We start from the raw sequence: 18134 nt of genomic DNA on the forward strand, positions 1-18134 counted from the left end.
GGCATGCACATACTCGCCACCACATCGACCTCGCTCGACGATCTCGCCGAACCGGTCGACCTCGCGCAGGCGCCGGCGGAGCTGGTGGTGGCCTCCTTCGCCGACAGCGACCTCGCGGCGCTGGCCCGCGCCTTCGCGGCGGGCGGGGGAGAGGTGAGCCTCGCGCTGACCAATCTGCGCGATCTCAAGCACCCGATGTCGGTCGATCTGTGGGTCGACCGGCTGGCGCCGCGGGCGAAGATGGTGGTGGTGCGGCTGCTCGGCGGGCTCGACTGGTGGCGCTATGGCGTCGAGCGGCTGCGGGCGGCGGCGCGGCAGCACGGCTTCGCGCTCGCCGTGCTGCCGGGCGAGGACCGCGACGACCCGCGCCTCGCCGCTGCCTCGACGCTGGCGGCGGACGAACTGGCGGCGCTGCTCGCCTATTTCCGTGCCGGCGGGCCGGACAATATGCGGGCGCTGCTGGCGGCGCTGGCGCGGCATATCGGTCGCCCAATCGAGGTGCCGGCGCCCGTGCCGCTGCCGCTGGTGGGGTTTTATGTGAGCCGCGCGGTGGCCGGAGGGATGGACTCGCAGTCGCGCGCCCCCTCGTCCAGCCCTCTCCTCGACGGGGAGAAGGCCTTTGCCCCGGAGCGGCCCGCTCCTTCTCCCCGTCGAGGAGAGGGCTGGGGCGAGGGGGAGACCTCATCATTTGTCGGGGACGCCCTGGCGGGCGGGGCGGTGCCGGTCGTTCCCGTCATCTTCTACCGCTCGCTGCTGATGGCCGGCGATACCGCGCCGGTCGATGCGCTGTGCGCGGCGCTGGCCGAGCGGGGCATGCGGCCGCTGCCGCTGTTCGTCGCCAGCCTGAAGGAACCGTATTCGGCGGATCTCCTGCGTCGCGAGCTGCCGGAGATGCAGCCGGCGGCGATCGTGACGCTGACTGCCTTCGCCGCCGCCGAGCCGGGGGAATCCGGCCCCCTCGACCTCACCGACGCTCCGGTGCTGCAGGCGGTGGTGGCGACCACCAGGCGGGCGGCGTGGCGGGAGGGCGCGCGCGGACTGGCGGCCGCCGATCTCGCCATGCATGTGGTGCTGCCGGAACTCGACGGGCGGGTGCTGGCCGGGGCGCTGTCGTTCAAGGACATGGCCGAGGAGGCGGGGGCCACGCATCTGGTCAACCGGCCCGAGCCGGAGCTGGTGGCGGCGGTGGCGGACCGGGTGGCGGCGCTGGTGCGGCTGCGCCGCACGCCGCCGGCCGAGCGGCGGGTAGCGATGATCCTGCCGGACTATGCCGGCGCTGCCGGACGCACCGGCTGGGCGGTGGGGCTCGACGTGCCGGCGAGCGTGCTGGCGGCGCTCGCCGACATGCAGGCGGCGGGCTATCGCGTCGCCGACCTGCCGGAGGACGAGCGGGCGCTGGTGGCGGCGTTGGGCGATGCCGCTCGTGCCGAGAGGCTCGGTGAGGTGCCGGCGGCTGCACCCGGCGCCGTCCAGAGACGGGGTGCACAGAGGGGCCTGACGGCTTCCCGATCGCCTTCCCCCCTCACCCAACCCTCTCCCCCTCGGGGAGAGGGCTTCAGTGCTGATGCGGCGACGGACGAGGCCTCGCTGGACCTGGAGGACTATCGTCGCCTGACGGCTTCCCTTCCCGCCGACGCCATCGCCGCCGTCGAGGCCGCCTGGGGCGCGCCGGAGCACGATCCCGCGTTCGCGGAGGGCGCCTTCCGCTTCCGGGCGATCCGCTGCGGCAATGTCGTGCTCGCGCTGGCGCCGGATCGCGGCTCGCACGCCGAGCGGCGGGCGCAGTATCATGATCCGGCCCTGCCGCCGCGCCACGCGCTGCTCGCCTTCGGGCTGTGGCTGCAGCGCGAGGCCGACGCGCTCGTGCATATGGGCGCGCATGGCACGCTGGAATGGCTGCCGGGCAAGCAGGTGGCGCTGACGGCGGCTTGCTTCCCCAGCCTCGTGGTCGGGGCGCTGCCGGTGGTCTATCCGTTCATCGTCTCCAATCCCGGCGAGGCGGCGCAGGCCAAGCGGCGCATCGCGGCGGTGACGCTCGGCCATCTGCCGCCGCCGCTGAAGGAGGCGGAGCTTGATGGCGAGGCGCGCGAGCTGGAGCGCCTGCTCGACGAATATGCACAGGCGGAAGGGCTCGACCGGCGACGGCGCGAGCGGCTGGCACGGCTGATCGTCGAGGAGGCCGGGCGCACCGGGCTCGCGGGGGAAGCGCGCATCGACGGCGCCGATGACGGCGAAGCATTGCGGCGCATCGATGCGTGGCTGTGCGACCTCAAGGAACTGCGGCTGAAGGACGGCTTCCACATTTATGGGCGCGGCGCCTGCGGGGAGGCCGAGCGCGACGGGCTGCTGGCGGCGCTCGCCGGGCGGCGGGTGAAGGCCGGACCGGCGGGGGCGCCCGCGCGCGGACGTTCGGATGTGATGCCGACCGGGCGCAACCTCTCGACCGCCGACCCGCGCGGCCTGCCGACGCCGACCGCCATGGATCTCGGCCGGCTCGCCGCCGAGGAAATCCTGCGCGGCTATCTGCAGGCGCATGGCGACTGGCCGCGGGCGCTGGTGCTCGACCTGTGGGGCAGCGCGACGCTGCGCACCGGCGGCGAGGAGATCGCGCAGGGGCTGGCGCTGATCGGGGCGCGGCCGGCGTGGGACCCGGCGACCGGGCGCGTGACCGGCATCGAGGTGCTGCCGCCGGCGGCGATGGGGCGGCCGCGCGTGGACGTGACGTTCCGCATTTCCGGCCTGTTCCGCGACCTGTTCCCGGCGCAGATCGCGCTCATCGACGCCGCGCTGAAGGCGGTGGCGCGGCGCGACGAGCCGGCGGAGGAGAACCCGCTGGCGGCGGCGGGCGAGGGCGCGCCGCGCATCTTCGGCACCGCGCCGGGGGCCTATGGTGCCGGGCTCGACACGCTGGCGGGCGAACGGGACGCGCAGAGGGTGGGCGCGGCCTATCTCGCCAGCGCCTCGCATGCCTATGGCGGCGCCGAGGGCGCGGCACGCCCCGCCGGCGCGGCTTTCGTCGAGCGGGTGGCGGCGGCCGACCTCCTGGTCCACGGGCAGGACGATCCGGGACGGGACCTGCTGGAGGGCGATGCCGACCTCGCCTTTCTCGGCGGCTTCGCGGCGGCGGCGGCGGCGCTGGGGCGGGCGCCGGACCTCGTGGTGCTCGACACCAGCGAGCCGGCGCGGCCGAGGGCGCGGCCGCTCGACCAGGCGCTGGCGCGGATCGTGCGGCGGCGGGTGGCGCCCGGCTATATGGACGGCCTGCTGCGGCACGGCCCGCGCGGAGCGGCGGAATTGGTCGAGACCGTCGACCGGCTGATCGGCTTTGCCGAGGTGACGCCGGCGGTGTCCTCGCAACTGATCGACCTGATCCATGCCGCCTATGTCGCCGACCAGCGGGTGCGCGACTTCCTCGCCGCCCAGTCGCCGGAAGGCGCGCGCTTCGTCGCGGAGCGGCTGGAGGGTGCGCGGGCGCGCGGGCTGTGGCATCCGCGGCGCAACGATATCGGCGCGGGGCTCGACGCATTGAGAGGGGAGGCGGCGGAATGAGCTTCGCCGCAACCTCTGCCGAGGCCCTGCGCCGGGGCGCCTGCCCGAGCCTGCCGGCGCCGATGGAGACCGGCGACGGCATGCTGGCACGCCTCGCCCTGACCGAGGCGCTGACGCCGGCGCAGGCCGCCGGGCTGGCGGCGCTGGCGCGGGAGTGCGGCAACGGCATCCTCGAGGTGACGGCGCGGGGCAAGCTGCAGGTGCGCGGGCTCGGTGCGGCAGGGGCGACCCGGCTGGCGGAGGGCGTCGGGGCGCTGGGGATTGTCATGCGCGAGGGGCTCGGCATCGAGACGAGCGCGCTGGCCGGGCGCGATCCCGCCGGGGTTTTCGACCCGCGCCCGCTGGCGGCGGCGCTGGCGCAGGCGGCAGCGGCCGCGGGCCTTGCGACGCGGCTGGCGCCGAAGGTCAGCGTCGGCATCGATGGCGGCGGCGTGCTGGGGCTGGCAGGGCGGGATCTCGACATCGCGGTGTCGCCGGCCGGGGCGGAATTCCGCATCGAGGCGGCGGGCCTGACGCTCGGCCGGACGCCGGCGCCGGTGCCGGCGGTGCTGGCGCTGCTGGAACGGCTAGCGGCCTTCGGACCGCGCGCGAGGATGCGCGACCTCGCCGCCGCCGAGGGCGTGGGCGCGCTGGGGGAGGGATTGCAGCCGGCGGAGCCGCGCGATGCCGCGCCGGGCGAGCCGGTGGGGCGGCACAAGCTCGCCGCGGGGTGGGCGCTCGGGATCGGCCTGCCCTTCGGCCAGATCGAAGCGAACGTGCTCGAAGGGCTGGCCGGCACGGCGGGCCGGCTGGGGGCGACCTTCATCGAGCCGGCCGGCGGGCGGGCCTTGCTGATCGGCGCGCTCGACGATGACGCCGCCGCCGGGCTGACGGAGTGGACGAGGACGGCGGGGCTGATCGTCGATGCCGGCGATCCGCTGCGGCGGGTGGAGGCCTGCCCCGGCGCCCCGGCCTGCGGCGCGGCGCGATTCGCCACGCGGGGATTGGCACGCGAGCTTGCCGGGCTGGCTAAGGGCCGTTCGGTGCATGTTTCCGGCTGCGTGAAGGGCTGCGCGCATCCCGGCCGCGCCGGTCTCACCATCGTGGGGCTGGACGAAGGGGGCGGGATCGTGATCGAAGGCACCCCGCGCGACGTGCCGGTGCGGATCGTCCGCTTCGACGAACTGGCGAGTGCCGTGCGCGGGTTTCTGGAGAATTCACGTGGCTGAAGCTGCCCACGACTATATTCGCGACGGCGACGCCATCTATGCGCGTTCCTTCGCCATCATCCGAGAGGAGGCCGAACTCGGCCGCTTCACCCCCGAGCAGGCGGATGTCGCGGTGCGGATGATCCATGCCTGCGGGCTGGTGGAGGCGGCGCTCGCCATCGATTTCGCGCCCGACCTTGTGCGCGTGGCGCGGCGGGCGCTGGCGGACGGCGCGCCGATCCTGTGCGACGCGCAGATGGTGGCGCATGGGGTGACGCAGGCGCGGCTCCCGGCGAAGAACGAGGTGATCTGCACGCTGCGCGACCCGGAGGTGCCGGCGCTGGCGGAGCGGCTCGGCACCACGCGCTCGGCGGCGGCGCTGGAACTGTGGCGCGACCGGATGGAAGGCGCGGTCGTCGCCATCGGCAATGCACCGACCGCGCTGTTCCAGCTGATGGAAATGCTGGATGCCGGCGCGCCGAAGCCGGCGGCGATCCTCGGCATCCCCGTCGGCTTCGTCGGCGCGGCGGAATCCAAGGAGGCGCTGGCGGCGGGCGACCATGGCGTGCCCTGGCTGGTGGTGCGCGGGCGGCTGGGCGGCAGCGCCATGGCGGCGGCGGCGGTGAACGCGCTGGCGAGGGCGGGGATATGAGCGCGGGCGCTTCCGCCGGGCGGCTGATCGGGGTGGGCGTGGGGCCCGGCGACCCGGAGCTGCTGACGCTGAAGGCGGCGCGGGCGCTCGGCGAGGCCGATGTCGTCGCCTATTTCGCCAAGCGCGGCAATGGCAGCCATGCGCGCGCCATCGCGCATCCGCATTTCCGCGCCGGGGCGGTGGAACTGCCGCTCGACTACCCGGTGACGACCGAGCTGCACCGCCACGATGATGGCTACCGGTCGCAGATCACCGATTTCTACGACGCCAGCGCCCGGCTGGTGGCCGGGCATCTCGATGCCGGGCGCAAGGTGGCGGTGCTCTCCGAGGGCGATCCGCTGTTCTACGGCTCCTACATGCACCTGCATGTGCGGCTGGCGGCGCACTATGCCACCGAGGTCATTCCCGGCGTCACCGGCATGTCGGGCTGCTGGTCGCAGGCGGGGGCGCCGATCGCCCAGGGCGACGACGTGCTGAGCGTGCTGCCCGGAACGCTGGACGAGGCCGAGCTCGTCCGCCGGCTGGCGGAAGCCGACGCCGCGGTGATCATGAAGGTGGGGCGCAACCTGCCGAAGATCCGCCGGGCGCTGGCGACGGCCGGGCGGCTGGAGCGGGCTGTTTATGTCGAGCGCGGCACCATGGAAGGCGGCGGCTGCGTGCCGCTGGCCGGGCGCGGCGAGCAAGCGGCGCCCTATTTCGCCATCGTGCTGGTGCCGGGCTGGAATATGCGGGCAAAATCGGGAGCCGAGGCGGAGGGATGAGCGGGCGGATCGCGGTGATCGGCCTCGGCCCCGGCGAGGCGCGCTGGCTCACGCCGGAAGCGGCGGCGGAGCTGGCGGCGGCCGAGGCGGTCTATGGCTATGGGCCCTATCTCGACCGGGTGCCGGCGCTGCACGGGCAGGCGCGCCACGCCTCCGACAATCGCGAGGAGATCGCGCGCGCCGGCGCGGCGCTCGCCCATGCGGCGGCGGGGGCGAGGGTGGCGATGGTGTCGGGTGGCGATCCCGGCGTGTTCGCCATGGCGGCGGCGGTGATCGAGGCGATCGAGGCCGGGCCGGCCGAATGGCGGGCGCTCGAGGTGAGCGTGGTGCCGGGCATCACCGCGATGCTGATGGTGGCGGCGCGGGCGGGGGCGCCGCTGGGCCACGATTTCTGTGCCATCTCGCTCTCCGACAATCTGAAGCCGTGGGAACTGGTGGAGCGGCGGCTGCGGCTGGCGGCGCAGGCCGGCTTCGCCATGGCATTCTACAACCCGGTGTCGAAGGCGCGGCCCTGGCAGCTCGACCGGGCGTTCGCGATCCTGCGCGCGGAACTGCCGGCCACAGTGCCTGTGATCTTCGGCCGGGCGGCGGGGCGGGCGGGCGAGCGCATCGCCACCGTGTCGCTCGCCGAGGCGCGGGGCGACATGGCCGACATGGCGACCTGCATCATTATCGGCACCCCGGCAACCCGAATCGTGCCGCGGGAAGGATTGCCGGACCTCGTCTACACGCCGCGGCGCGCCGATGCTGGCGGAACGGAGCGGGCATGAAGCCGGGCGTCGATCCAGGCGAGCGCCTCCTCGACGCTGGCGGCCGTCGGCACGTCCGGGCGCGGCGGCCGGGCGATGAGAACCACCTGCAGGCCGAGCAGGCGGGCGGCGGCGAGCTTGGCGGCGCTGGCCGTTCCCCCGCTGTTCTTGGCGAGAATCACCTCGACGCCGTGCGATCTGAAAAGATCGACCTCGGAAGCGAGGGCGAACGGGCCGCGATCGAGGATGTAGCGGGCCTGCGGCAGGGCGAGCGGCGGCTCGACCGGATCGACGCTGCGGATCAGGTAATGATGTCGCGGCGCGGCTTCCAGCGCGCGCACCTCGTTGCGGCCGAGCGCCACGAAAATCCGCCGCGGCGAAGCGCCGAGGCCGGCGAGGGCGGCGGCCAGGCTTTCCTCTTCCCGCCAGTGGTCTCCGGGCTGCGGCGTCCAGGCGGGGCGGGCCAGCGCCAGCAGCGGCACGCTGGCGAGCCGGGCCGCCTCGGCCGCGTTCGCCGACATCACGGCGGCGAAGGGGTGGGTGGCATCGATGAGCGCATCTATGCCCTCCGCCCGCACATGTGCGGCGAGGCCGGCGCCGCCGCCGAAGCCGCCGATGCGGGTTGGTATCGGATAGCCGAGCGGGTTGCGCGTGCGGCCGGCAAGCGACACGCTGGGGGCGAGGTCGGGGCGGTCCGCAAGCGCCTCCGCGAGCGCCCGGGCCTCGCTGGTGCCACCGAGCAGCAGGACGCGCAGCGGACGGGACGCAGGATGAGGAGCGGTGATGCCGGGAGCTGAAACCGTGGTCCGTGACATGGTGCGGGACAATGCGCCGGCGCGGCGCTGGTTGTCCATCGTCGGCATCGGCGAGGACGGCCTCGACGGGCTGTCCGCGCGCGCCCGCAGCCTGATCGAGCAGGCCGAGGTGGTGTTCGGCGGCGCGCGGCATCTGGCGCTCGCCGGCGAGGCGATCTCCGGCGTGGCGCGGGCGTTTCCCGCCGAGGCGCGGGCCTGGCCGAGCCCGTTCGAGCAAGGGGTGCGGGAGGTGCTGGCGCTGGCCGGCGCCGATATCTGCGTGCTCGCTTCGGGCGACCCGTTCCTCTACGGCGTCGGCACGGTGCTGGCGCGCCACGTGCCCGCCGCCGAGATGGAGGTGGTGCCGGCGGCGTCCGCCTTCAGCCTAGCGGCCGCCCGGCTTGGCTGGGCGCTCAACGAGGCGACGCTGCTCTCAGCGCATGGACGGGCGGTGGAGGGGATAAGGCGGCATCTGCATCACGGGCGGCGGCTGCTGGTGCTGACCTCCGACGCCGACGGGCCGGCGGCGCTGGCGGCGCTGCTGGCGGCGGCCGGATTCGGCGGCTCGCGGCTCACCGTGCTGGAGGCGCTGGGCGGGGCGCGCGAGCGGGTGCGCACGACCGCGGCGGAAGTCTTCGCGCTCGACGACGTGCACCCGCTCAACATCGTCGGCATCGAGGTGATCGCCGGAGCGGGGGCGCGGGCGATCCCACTCACGCCCGGCTTGCCGGACGACTGGTATGAAAATGACGGCCAGCTGACCAAGCGCAGCATCCGCGCGGTGACTCTGGCGGCGCTGGCCCCGCGCCGGGGCGAATTGTTGTGGGACATCGGCGCCGGGGCGGGGTCGATCGGCATCGAATGGATGCTGGCGGATCCCTCGCTCGCCGCCATCGCCATCGAGGAACGCGGCGAGCGGGCGTCGCGGGTGACGCGCAATGCGCTGGCGCTCGGTACGCCGGGGCTGCGCGTCGTCGAGGGGCGGGCGCCGGAGGCGCTGGAAGGTTTGCCGACGCCGGACGCCATCTTCGTCGGCGGCGGGGCGAGCGACAGCGGCGTGCTCGATATGGCGCTGGCGGCGCTGAAGCCTCGCGGGCGCATCGTCGTCAACGCGGTGACGCTGGAGACCGAGGCGGTGCTGCTGGCACGGCACGCAACGCTGGGTGGCGAACTGACGCGGCTGTCGGTGGCGCACGCTGCCCCGGTCGCCGGCATGACCGGCTGGCGGCCGGCAATGCCGGTGACGCAATGGTCGTGGAGAAAGCCATGATCGTCGCGGGGGTCGGCAGCCGGCGGGGCGCGAGCGCGCAGGAGGTCTGCGCCGCCGTGCGCGGGGCGCTGGCGCGCCATGGCGTGAAGCTCGGCGAGGTGTCGCTGATGGCGACGCCGGCGCTGAAGGGCTCGGAGGCCGGCATCATCAAGGGCGCGCTCGATCTCGGCCTGCTGCTGGTCATGGTGCCGCAGGCGCAGATGGAAGCGGCGGGCGCGCGGGCCGTCACCCATTCGGAGCGGGTGGTGGCGCTCATGGGCGTGCCCTCGGTGGCGGAGGCGGCGGCGCTGGCGGCGGCCGGGCGCGGCTCGACGCTGCTCGGGCCGCGCTTCGTGCTGGGGCCGGTGACCTGCGCCCTGGCCAGGGAACGGGGCGATACGGCAGGCCAAGCCATGGGCGCGACGACGTGACGGTGCATTTCATCGGGGCGGGGCCGGGGGCCGCCGACCTCATCACCCTGCGCGGACGCGACCTGATCGGCCGCTGCCCGGTATGCCTCTATGCCGGCTCGCTGGTGCCGCCGGACATGCTCGGCTGGTGCCCGCCGGGCGCGCGGATCGTCGACACCGCGCCGTTGTCGCTCGACGAGATCGAGGCGGAATATGTGCGGGCGGCGGCGGCGGGCGAGGACGTGGCGCGGCTGCATTCCGGCGACCTCTCGATCTATTCGGCGGTGGCCGAGCAGCTGCGCCGGCTCGACCGGCTCGGCATCGCCTATACGCTGACCCCAGGCGTGCCGGCCTTCGCGGCGGCGAGCGCGGTGCTGGCGCGCGAGCTCACCGTGCCGGGCGTGGCGCAGAGCGTGGTGCTGACGCGGATGTCGGGCCGTGCCTCGGCGATGCCGGAACGCGAGACGCTGGAGGCCTTCGCGGCGACGGGGGCGACGCTGGTGCTGCACCTTGCCATCCATGCGCTGGGAGACGTCGTCGCCCGGCTGCTGCCGACGCATGGGGCCGACTGCCCGGTGGCGGTGGTGGTCGAGGCCAGCCGGCCGGGCGAACGGGTGATCCGCGGCACGCTGGCTGACATCGTCGCCCGCCATGGCGAGGCGCCGGCGGAACGGGCGGCGCTCATTCTCGTGGGGCGGGCGCTCGGCGCCGAGGATTTCCGCGAGAGCGCGCTCTACGATGCGCACTACCAGCGGCGCTTCCGGGGGCGGGACTAGTGGCGCGCGCGCTCATCCTCGCCGCGCCGCGCTCGGGCTCCGGCAAGACCACGGTGACGCTCGGCGTCGTCGCGGCGCTGGCGCGCCGGGGCGTCAAGGTGCGGGCGGTGAAGTCGGGCCCCGACTATATCGATCCCGCCTTCCACGCGGTGGCGAGCGGCATGCCGGGGCTGAACCTCGACAGCTTCGCCATGGCGCCGGAACTGGTCGCCGGGCTGCTGGCGGACGCCGGAAGCGCGGCGGAGCTGATCATCATCGAAGCCTCGATGGGGCTGTTCGACGGCATTTCCGGCGAGCCCGGCCGCTCCGGCGCGGCGGCGGACCTCGCCGCGCGCTTCGGCATCCCCGTGGTGCTGGTGATGGACGTCTCCGGCCAGTCGCAATCGGCGGCGGCGGTGGCGCGGGGCTTCGCCGCGCATGACCCGCGGGTGCGGATCGCCGCGGCGCTGATCAACAAGGTGGCGAGCCCGCGCCACCGCGCGCAGGTGGAAGAGGCGATGGCCGGTCTCGGCCTGCCGGTGGTCGGCGCGGTGCCGCGCGATGCCGCGCTCGGCCTGCCGGAGCGCCATCTCGGACTGGTGCAGGCGAGCGAGCACCCCGGACTGGCTGATCATCTCGACCGGCTCGCCGCCATGGCGGAGGCGCATATCAACCTCGACGCCCTGTCGGGGCTGGCGAGGCCGCTCGACCTGGCGGCCTTGCCGCGGCCGGCCGTGCGGCCGCCGGGGCAGCGCATCGCGCTCGCGCAGGATGTCGCCTTCGGCTTCGCCTATGCGCACCTCACGGCCGGCTGGCGGGCGGCCGGCGCGGAGATCGTGCCGTTCTCGCCGCTTGCCGACGAGGGGCCGCACGAGCAGTGCGACGTGTGCTGGCTGCCGGGCGGCTATCCCGAGCTGCATGCCGGGCGGCTGGCGGCGGCGGCCGGCTTCCTGGACGGCGTGCGCCGCTTCGCGCAGGAGCGGCCCGTGCATGGCGAGTGCGGCGGCTACATGGTGCTGGGCGAGACGCTGGAGGATGCCGACGGCGCCATCCACCCGATGCTCGGCCTGCTCGGCCACGCGACCAGCTTCGCCCGGCGCCGGCTCAATCTCGGCTACCGCCGGGCGACGACGCTGGCGGCGGGGCCGCTCGGTCCGCCGGGGACAATTCTGCGCGGCCACGAATTCCATTATGCCAGCGTCATCAAGCCCGGCGACGATGCGCCGCTCGTCACATTGGCCGACGGACAGGGTAAGCCGCTGGGGCCGGCGGGGAGCCGGCGCGGCTTCGCCTCCGGAGCCTTCTTCCACGTGATTGCGCAGGAGTGAGACATGACACCCTATCGCCGCCTGATCGTGCTTCTTGCCGGCCTGTACGGCGTGGCGGGCGTCGGCCTCGCGGCGGCGGCGGCGCATGCGGTGCCGGATGCCAGCCTCGCCACCGCCGCCAGCTTCCTGATGATCGGGGCGGCGGCGCTGGCCGGCTGCGCGGCGCTGGCGGCGGCGGGCGGGCGACGCTGGTCCTTCGCCGATATCGGCGCTGGCCTCATCGCGCTCGGCACGCTGCTGTTCAGCGGTGCCATCGCCACGCGGGTGCTGCTGGATACCGTTCTTTTTCCTATGGCCGCCCCGACCGGCGGGACTATGCTGATGATTGGCTGGGCGGTGTTGGGCCTTGCGGCCTTCGAGAGAACGCGGTCGCCCGCCTGAGGAATTGAGGGCCCACTTGGCCAAAAGGTTGCATGGGCCCGGGTCGGCATCCGCCGGATCTCGGGACCGGCGGAATTGCAGGCGGCGGATCGTCAATGGGAGCGCTAGTCGCAGATGACAGTCGAGGTCGAGAGCAAGATGCTGGACAAACCGGAGACGACCACCCGCGCACCGGGCGCTGCCGGCGACGATGTCGCCAAGTTCCGCACCGCGGTCATCGCCAAGCTGACCTATGCGGTGGGCAAGAATCCGGCGGCGGCCAGCGATCGTGACTGGTTTCTCGCCACCGCCTTCGCCACGCGCGACCGCATCGTCGACCGCTGGGTGACCTCGACGCGCCAGACCTATTCGGAAGGCCGCAAGCGGGTCTACTACCTCTCGCTGGAATTCCTCATCGGCCGGCTGCTGTTCGACGCGCTGACCAATCTCGAAATGCTCGATACGGTGCGCGCCGCGCTCGGCGACCTCGGCGTCGACCTCGACCGGCTGCGGCAGGTGGAGCCCGACGCGGCGCTGGGCAATGGCGGCCTCGGCCGTCTGGCGGCCTGTTTCATGGACAGCATGGCGACGCTCTCCATCGCCGCCTATGGCTACGGCATCCGCTACGATCACGGCCTGTTCCGCCAGGTGATCAAGAATGGCTGGCAGCAGGAATATCCCGAGGACTGGCTGTCCTTCGGCAACCCCTGGGAATTCGAGCGCCCGGAAGTCACCTATGATGTCGGCTTCGGCGGCTCGGTCGAGGCGGTGGCCGTGGGCGGCGACCGCAAGAAGCAGGTCTGGCACCCGGCCGAGCAGGTCGAGGCGGTGGCCTATGACACCCCGATCGTCGGCTGGCGCGGCCGGCACGTTAACACGCTGCGGCTGTGGTCGGCGCGTGCCACCGATCCGCTGCGGCTCGACGCCTTCAACCAGGGCGACCATATGGGCGCGCTGGCCGACCAGGTGAAGGCCGAGGCGATCTCCAAGGTGCTCTACCCGAGCGACGCCACCCCGGCGGGCCAGGAGCTGCGCCTCCGGCAGGAATATTTCTTCACCGCCGCCTCGCTGCACGACCTGATCCGCCGCCATGTCGACACCTTCGGCGACGTGCGCTCGCTGCCGGACAAGGCGTCGATCCAGCTTAACGACACCCATCCCTCCATTGCGGTGGCGGAGCTGATGCGGGTGCTGATCGACGAGCACGACATCGAGTGGGCGCAGGCCTGGGACATCACCAACCGCACCATCTCCTACACCAACCACACGCTGCTGCCCGAGGCGCTGGAGACCTGGCCGGTGCCGCTGATGGAGCGGGTGCTGCCGCGCCACATGCAGATCATCTACCTGATCAACGCGCTGCATATCGAGGCGGTGCGCAAGGCGTTCCCCGGCGACGACGCGCTGCTGTCCTCGGTGTCGCTGATCCAGGAAGATCACGGGCGGCGGGTGCGCATGGGCAACCTTGCCTTCCTCGGCTCGCATTCGATCAACGGCGTCGCGGCGCTGCACAGCGAGCTGATGAAGACCACGGTGTTCAAGGATTTCTACCGCCTCTACCCGGAGCGGATGAACAACAAGACCAACGGCATCACCTTCCGCCGCTGGCTGAACGAGGCCAACCCCGCCCTGACCAGCCTGCTGGTCGAGACCTGCGGCCCCGAGGTGCTGGACGATCCCGGCGCGCTGAAGAAGCTGGAGGCGCTGGCCGGGGATTCGGCGCTGCACGACAAGCTGGCCGCGGTGCGCCGGCAGAACAAGGTGGCGCTGGCGCGGGTGATCCGCGACCGGCTGGACATCAAGGTCAATCCCGGCGCGCTGTTCGACGTGCAGATCAAGCGCATCCACGAATATAAGCGCCAGCTGCTCAACGTGCTGGAGACCATCGCGCTCTACGACGCCATGCGCGCCAATCCGGCGAAGGCCTGGGCGCCGCGGGTGAAGATATTCTCCGGCAAGGCGGCGGCCAGCTACCATATGGCCAAGCTGATCATCAAGCTGGCCAATGACGTCGCCAAGGTGGTGAACGACGACCCCACCGTGCGCGACCTGCTCAAGGTGGTGTTCCTGCCGAACTACAATGTGTCGCTGGCCGAGGTGATCATCCCGGCCGCCGACCTTTCCGAGCAGATCTCCACCGCCGGCATGGAGGCGTCCGGCACCGGCAACATGAAGATGGCGCTGAACGGCGCGCTCACCATCGGCACGCTCGACGGCGCCAATGTCGAGATCAAGGAACATGTCGGCGACGACAACATCTTCATCTTCGGCCTGACCGCCGAGGAGGTCGAGCAGCGCCGGGCCGCCGGCATCGACGAGGCGGGCGCGATCGCCGCCTCGCCGCATCTCGGCGAAGTGCTGGATGCGGTGGCGGGCGGTGTGTTCTCCCCCGACGAGCCGGATCGCTACAAGCCGCTGGTCGACGCCCTGCGCCACCACGACTATTTCCTGGTGACGCCGGACTTCGACAGCTACTGGGACGCCCAGCGCCGCGTCGACGCGCAATGGAACAACCGTCCGGCCTGGTGGACGTCGAGCGCCATCAACACCGCCAATATGGGCTGGTTCTCCTCCGACCGGACCATCTCGGAATATGCCCGCGACATCTGGCACGTGCCGGTGCTGCAGACGCGGTGACGTCGCTGGAGAGGCGTCCGCCTGCGGCTTCATGCCTCGGATGGCGCCTCTCCTTCATCTCCGTGACGCTATGTGGTGGACTTATTGCCGGCGGTAAAGGAACCTTCTCCGCAATCGGGTCTTGATGCAGCAGATTCCGAGCAGGAAAGGTCTTCGAGCATGCATGCCTGGCAGGCCACGGACCGGGACGTCGACCAGCTCGTCGGCGGCCGGCACCACGATCCGTTCGGGCTGTTGGGACCGCACGAGACCAAGGACGGCCTGGTCATCCGCGCCTTCGTGCCGGGCGCCCTGACCCTCGACGCCTATGACATCGATGGCGCGCCCGTGGCCTCCCTCACGCGCCGGCACGACGCCGGCTTCTTCGAGGGGCTGGCGGGCGACCGCCCGGCCTGGGCGCGCTACACGCTGAAGGCCGGCAATGCCGGCGGCGAATGGTGGCTCGACGATCCCTATGCCTTCGAGCCGGTGCTCGGCCCTCTCGACGACCATCTCATGGTCGAGGGTACCCATACCCAGCTCTATGAGCGGCTCGGCGCGCATCTGAGCCTGCACCAGGGCGTGGCGGGCGTGGCCTTCGCGGTGTGGGCGCCGAACGCGCAGCGCGTCTCGGTGGTCGGCGATTTCAATGACTGGGACGGGCGCCGCCACCAGATGCGCAAGCGCATCGACAGCGGGCTGTGGGAGATCTTCGCCCCCGGTCTCGGCGAGGGCACGATCTACAAATACGAGATCATCGCCGCCGACGGCCGGCTGCTGCCGCTGAAGGCCGACCCGTTCGGCTTCCGCGGCGAATTCCGCCCGGCCACCGGCTCGGTGGTGGCGCTCATCGACAATTTCGAATGGAACGATGCCGCCCACCTCGCCGCCCGCCGCGACGGCGAAGCACGGCACAAGCCGATGTCGATCTACGAGGTACATCTCGGCTCCTGGCGGCGCGGCGAGGGCAATCGCTTCCTGACCTATGACGAGCTCGCCGACCAGCTGATCCCCTATGTGGAGTGGATGGGCTTTACCCATATCGAGCTCTTGCCGATCTCCGAGCATCCGCTCGACGCATCCTGGGGCTACCAGCCGATCGGGCTCTACGCCCCGACCAGCCGCTTCGGCGACCCGGCCGGCTTCGCGCGGCTGGTCGACCGCGCACATCGGGCCGGCATCTCGGTGATCCTCGACTGGGTGCCAGCGCATTTCCCCACCGACATTCACGGCCTTGCGCATTTCGACGGCGGCCCGCTCTACGAGCATGCCGACCCGCAGCGCGGCTTCCACCCCGACTGGAACACCGCGATCTACGATTTCGGCCGCCGCGAGGTGACGAATTTCCTCACCGCCAACGCGCTGTTCTGGCTCGACCGCTTCCATGTCGACGGGCTGCGCGTCGATGCGGTGGCCTCGATGCTCTACCTCAACTATTCCCGCCGCGAGGGCGAATGGTCGCCCAACCCGGACGGCTCCAACGACAACAAGGATGCCGTCGGCTTCCTGCAGCGGGCCAATGTCACGCTCTATGCCGAGCATCCCGGCACGGTGACCATCGCCGAGGAATCCACCTCCTGGGCCGGGGTGTCGGCGCCGGTGCATGCCGGCGGGCTGGGCTTCGGCTTCAAGTGGAACATGGGCTGGATGCACGACACGCTGGACTATCTGGCGCTCGACCCGGCCTATCGGCCCTGGCACCATGACAAGATCACCTTCGGGCTGATGTACGCCTTCAGCGAAAATTTCGTGCTGCCGCTGTCTCATGACGAGGTGGTGCACGGCAAGGGAACGGTGCTGTCGCGCATGCCCGGCGACGACTGGCAGAAATTCGCGACGGTGCGCGCCTACTACGCCTTCATGTGGGCCTATCCCGGCAAGAAGCTGCTGTTCATGGGCCAGGAATTCGCCCAGCGCGGCGAGTGGAGCGAGGAGCGTTCGCTCGACTGGCACCTTACCGGCATGGGCCCGCACCATCGCGGCGTGCAGCTGGTGGTGCGCGACCTGAACCAAGCCTATCGCGAGCTGCCGGCCCTGCACACCGGCGATGGCGACCCCAGCGGCTTCCGCTGGCTGGTGGTCGACGATCGCGCCCAGTCGGTGTTCGCCTGGCTCCGCACCGCCGGCGAGGACGACGCCCCGGTGGCGATGATCGCCAATTTCACCCCGGTGCCGCGGCCGTCCTACCGGCTCGGCCTGCCCAAGGCCGGGCGGTGGAGGGAAATCGTCAATACCGACAGTGCAGATTATGGTGGCTCGGGGGTGGGCAATCTCGGTGGCGTCGTCGCCATCGACGTGCCGGCCCACGGCATGCCGGCGAGCGCGGAACTGATGCTGCCGCCGCTGGCCACGCTCTACCTGAAATGGGAGCCGGAACGGGCAGAGCCCGCAACGGCCGAGGAAACGCCAACGTTCATCGCGACGGTCAAGGAGTAACGATATGGCCAGGCCACCGGTCCCGAACGCACCTCTCGCCCGAACCGCGATGGCCTATGTGCTGGCCGGCGGCCGCGGCAGCCGGCTGATGGAACTCACCGATCGACGCGCCAAGCCGGCGGTCTATTTCGGCGGCAAGTCGCGTATCATCGATTTCGCGCTGTCCAACGCGCTGAATTCCGGCATACGCCGCATCGGCGTTGCCACCCAGTATCAGGCGCACAGCCTGATCCGTCATATGCAGCGCGGCTGGAACTTCTTCCGCCACGAGCGCAATGAGAGCTTCGACGTGCTGCCGGCGAGCCAGCGCGTCTCCGAGACCATGTGGTATCTGGGGACGGCGGACGCGGTGTACCAGAACCTCGACATCGTCGAGGCCTACGACACCCGCCACATCATCATCCTGGCCGGCGACCACGTCTACAAGCAGGATTACGAGGTGATGCTGCAGGAGCATGTCGACAAGGGCGCCGACGTGACGGTGGGGTGCCTCGAAGTGCCGCGCGAGGAGGCCAGCGCCTTCGGCGTCATGCATGTCGATTCCGAGGACCGAATCATCTCCTTCCTGGAAAAGCCGAAGGACCCGCCCGCCATGCCCGGCCACCCGGACAAGGCGCTGGCCTCGATGGGCATCTATATCTTCGAGACCAAATTCCTCATCGAGCAGCTGAAGCGCGATGCCGCCGACCCGCTGTCGACGCATGATTTTGGCAAGGACATCATCCCGTATCTGGTCAAGCACGGCAAAGCCTGCGCGCATCATTTCTCGCGCTCCTGCGTGCGCTCCGACATGGAGACCGCGCCCTATTGGCGCGATGTCGGCACCGTAGATGCCTATTGGGAGGCCAATATCGACCTCACCGGCATCGTGCCGGAACTCGACCTCTACGACCGCGACTGGCCGATCTGGACCTATAGCGAAATCACACCGCCGGCGAAGTTCGTGCATGACGACGAGGGCCGCCGCGGGCAGGCGATCTCCTCGCTAGTGTCCGGCGGCTGCATCGTCTCCGGCTCGTCGCTGCGGCGGGCGCTGCTGTTCACCGGGGTGCGGGTGAATTCCTACGGCACGCTCGAGAACGCCGTGGTGCTGCCTTATGTCGAGATCGGCCGTTCCGCCCAGCTCAAGAACGTGGTGATCGATGCCGGCGTGCGCATTCCCGAGGGGCTGGTGGTGGGCGAGGATCCGGAGCTCGACGCCCTGCGCTTCCGCCGCACCGAGAAGGGCATCTGCCTCATCACCCAGTCGATGATCGACCGGCTCGACATCTGAGCGTCGCGCGCGGGC

General features: G+C 71.7%; 14 protein-coding genes. 13 read left to right on the forward strand and 1 reads right to left on the reverse strand.

Annotated elements, in window-relative coordinates; all coding sequences use genetic code 11:
• Positions 1–3 precede the first annotated feature (3 nt).
• From cobN to J2X65_RS04825, 5 genes are read left to right on the forward strand one after another with little or no spacing between them, the layout of a single operon-like run.
• Positions 4–3549, forward strand: coding sequence for a cobaltochelatase subunit CobN (cobN, locus tag J2X65_RS04805; RefSeq protein ID WP_310198782.1), 3546 nt, complete (start codon positions 4–6; stop codon positions 3547–3549).
• On the forward strand, positions 3546–4757 hold the full coding sequence (cobG, locus tag J2X65_RS04810) for a precorrin-3B synthase (RefSeq protein WP_310198785.1): 1212 nt from the start codon (positions 3546–3548) through the stop codon (positions 4755–4757). Before cobN ends, cobG begins: the two co-directional genes overlap by 4 nt.
• Positions 4750–5388: a precorrin-8X methylmutase gene (locus J2X65_RS04815; RefSeq protein WP_310198788.1), complete on the forward strand. Its 639-nt coding sequence runs from the start codon at positions 4750–4752 to the stop codon at positions 5386–5388. The genes cobG and J2X65_RS04815 overlap by 8 nt, the downstream gene beginning before the upstream one ends.
• Positions 5385–6149 (forward strand): precorrin-2 C(20)-methyltransferase, encoded by a 765-nt coding sequence (locus tag J2X65_RS04820; RefSeq protein WP_310198790.1) that lies wholly within the window; start codon positions 5385–5387, stop codon positions 6147–6149. The genes J2X65_RS04815 and J2X65_RS04820 overlap by 4 nt, the downstream gene beginning before the upstream one ends.
• Complete coding sequence (locus tag J2X65_RS04825; RefSeq protein ID WP_310198793.1) at positions 6146–6919, forward strand: precorrin-3B C(17)-methyltransferase; 774 nt, start codon at positions 6146–6148, stop codon at positions 6917–6919. Before J2X65_RS04820 ends, J2X65_RS04825 begins: the two co-directional genes overlap by 4 nt.
• Here J2X65_RS04825 and J2X65_RS04830 read toward each other — a convergent pair.
• Positions 6874–7713 (reverse strand): cobalt-precorrin-6A reductase, encoded by an 840-nt coding sequence (locus J2X65_RS04830; protein WP_310198795.1) that lies wholly within the window; start codon positions 7711–7713, stop codon positions 6874–6876. The genes J2X65_RS04825 and J2X65_RS04830 overlap by 46 nt on opposite strands.
• Between J2X65_RS04830 and cbiE the strand changes: the two genes are divergently transcribed.
• The 8 genes from cbiE to glgC all read left to right on the forward strand — a co-directional run bounded on the left by cbiE (position 7682) and on the right by glgC (position 18119).
• Positions 7682–8962 (forward strand): precorrin-6y C5,15-methyltransferase (decarboxylating) subunit CbiE, encoded by a 1281-nt coding sequence (gene cbiE, locus J2X65_RS04835; RefSeq protein ID WP_404977664.1) that lies wholly within the window; start codon positions 7682–7684, stop codon positions 8960–8962. The two genes, J2X65_RS04830 and cbiE, sit on opposite strands and share 32 nt — an antisense overlap.
• Complete coding sequence (locus J2X65_RS04840) at positions 8959–9372, forward strand: cobalamin biosynthesis protein (protein ID WP_310198796.1); 414 nt, start codon at positions 8959–8961, stop codon at positions 9370–9372. The genes cbiE and J2X65_RS04840 overlap by 4 nt, the downstream gene beginning before the upstream one ends.
• Positions 9369–10127: a precorrin-4 C(11)-methyltransferase gene (gene cobM / locus J2X65_RS04845; protein WP_310198800.1), complete on the forward strand. Its 759-nt coding sequence runs from the start codon at positions 9369–9371 to the stop codon at positions 10125–10127. The genes J2X65_RS04840 and cobM overlap by 4 nt, the downstream gene beginning before the upstream one ends.
• Positions 10127–11434 carry a cobyrinate a,c-diamide synthase gene (locus tag J2X65_RS04850; RefSeq protein ID WP_310198803.1) on the forward strand — a complete coding sequence of 436 codons (1308 nt, stop codon included), beginning with the start codon at positions 10127–10129 and terminating at the stop codon, positions 11432–11434. The genes cobM and J2X65_RS04850 overlap by 1 nt, the downstream gene beginning before the upstream one ends.
• Before the next feature lie 3 nt (positions 11435–11437).
• The gene (locus tag J2X65_RS04855; protein ID WP_310198806.1) at positions 11438–11815 is read left to right on the forward strand and encodes a DUF423 domain-containing protein; all 378 of its coding nucleotides are present in this window, start codon (positions 11438–11440) and stop codon (positions 11813–11815) included.
• Positions 11816–11929: 114 nt separating this feature from the next.
• Positions 11930–14431, forward strand: coding sequence for a glycogen/starch/alpha-glucan phosphorylase (locus J2X65_RS04860; RefSeq protein ID WP_310198809.1), 2502 nt, complete (start codon positions 11930–11932; stop codon positions 14429–14431).
• Between the two features lie 159 nt (positions 14432–14590).
• The gene (glgB, locus tag J2X65_RS04865; RefSeq protein WP_310198813.1) at positions 14591–16846 is read left to right on the forward strand and encodes a 1,4-alpha-glucan branching protein GlgB; all 2256 of its coding nucleotides are present in this window, start codon (positions 14591–14593) and stop codon (positions 16844–16846) included.
• Between the two features lie 4 nt (positions 16847–16850).
• The gene (glgC, locus tag J2X65_RS04870) at positions 16851–18119 is read left to right on the forward strand and encodes a glucose-1-phosphate adenylyltransferase (RefSeq protein WP_310198816.1); all 1269 of its coding nucleotides are present in this window, start codon (positions 16851–16853) and stop codon (positions 18117–18119) included.
• The last annotated feature ends 15 nt before the right edge of the window (positions 18120–18134 follow it).

Origin of the sequence: Ancylobacter sp. 3268 (assembly GCF_031456575.1) — a bacterium.
Classification (GTDB): domain Bacteria; phylum Pseudomonadota; class Alphaproteobacteria; order Rhizobiales; family Xanthobacteraceae; genus Ancylobacter.

Coding starts and splice junctions, on each gene's coding strand:
- cobN (WP_310198782.1), top strand. CDS start 4: ATGCACATACTCGCCACCACATCGACCTCGCTCGACGATCTCGCCGAA.
- cobG (WP_310198785.1), top strand. CDS start 3,546: ATGAGCTTCGCCGCAACCTCTGCCGAGGCCCTGCGCCGGGGCGCCTGC.
- J2X65_RS04820 (WP_310198790.1), top strand. CDS start 5,385: ATGAGCGCGGGCGCTTCCGCCGGGCGGCTGATCGGGGTGGGCGTGGGG.
- J2X65_RS04825 (WP_310198793.1), top strand. CDS start 6,146: ATGAGCGGGCGGATCGCGGTGATCGGCCTCGGCCCCGGCGAGGCGCGC.
- cbiE (WP_404977664.1), top strand. CDS start 7,682: ATGCCGGGAGCTGAAACCGTGGTCCGTGACATGGTGCGGGACAATGCG.
- J2X65_RS04830 (WP_310198795.1), bottom strand. CDS start 7,713: ATGTCACGGACCACGGTTTCAGCTCCCGGCATCACCGCTCCTCATCCT.
- J2X65_RS04840 (WP_310198796.1), top strand. CDS start 8,959: ATGATCGTCGCGGGGGTCGGCAGCCGGCGGGGCGCGAGCGCGCAGGAG.
- J2X65_RS04855 (WP_310198806.1), top strand. CDS start 11,438: ATGACACCCTATCGCCGCCTGATCGTGCTTCTTGCCGGCCTGTACGGC.
- J2X65_RS04860 (WP_310198809.1), top strand. CDS start 11,930: ATGACAGTCGAGGTCGAGAGCAAGATGCTGGACAAACCGGAGACGACC.
- glgB (WP_310198813.1), top strand. CDS start 14,591: ATGCATGCCTGGCAGGCCACGGACCGGGACGTCGACCAGCTCGTCGGC.
- glgC (WP_310198816.1), top strand. CDS start 16,851: ATGGCCAGGCCACCGGTCCCGAACGCACCTCTCGCCCGAACCGCGATG.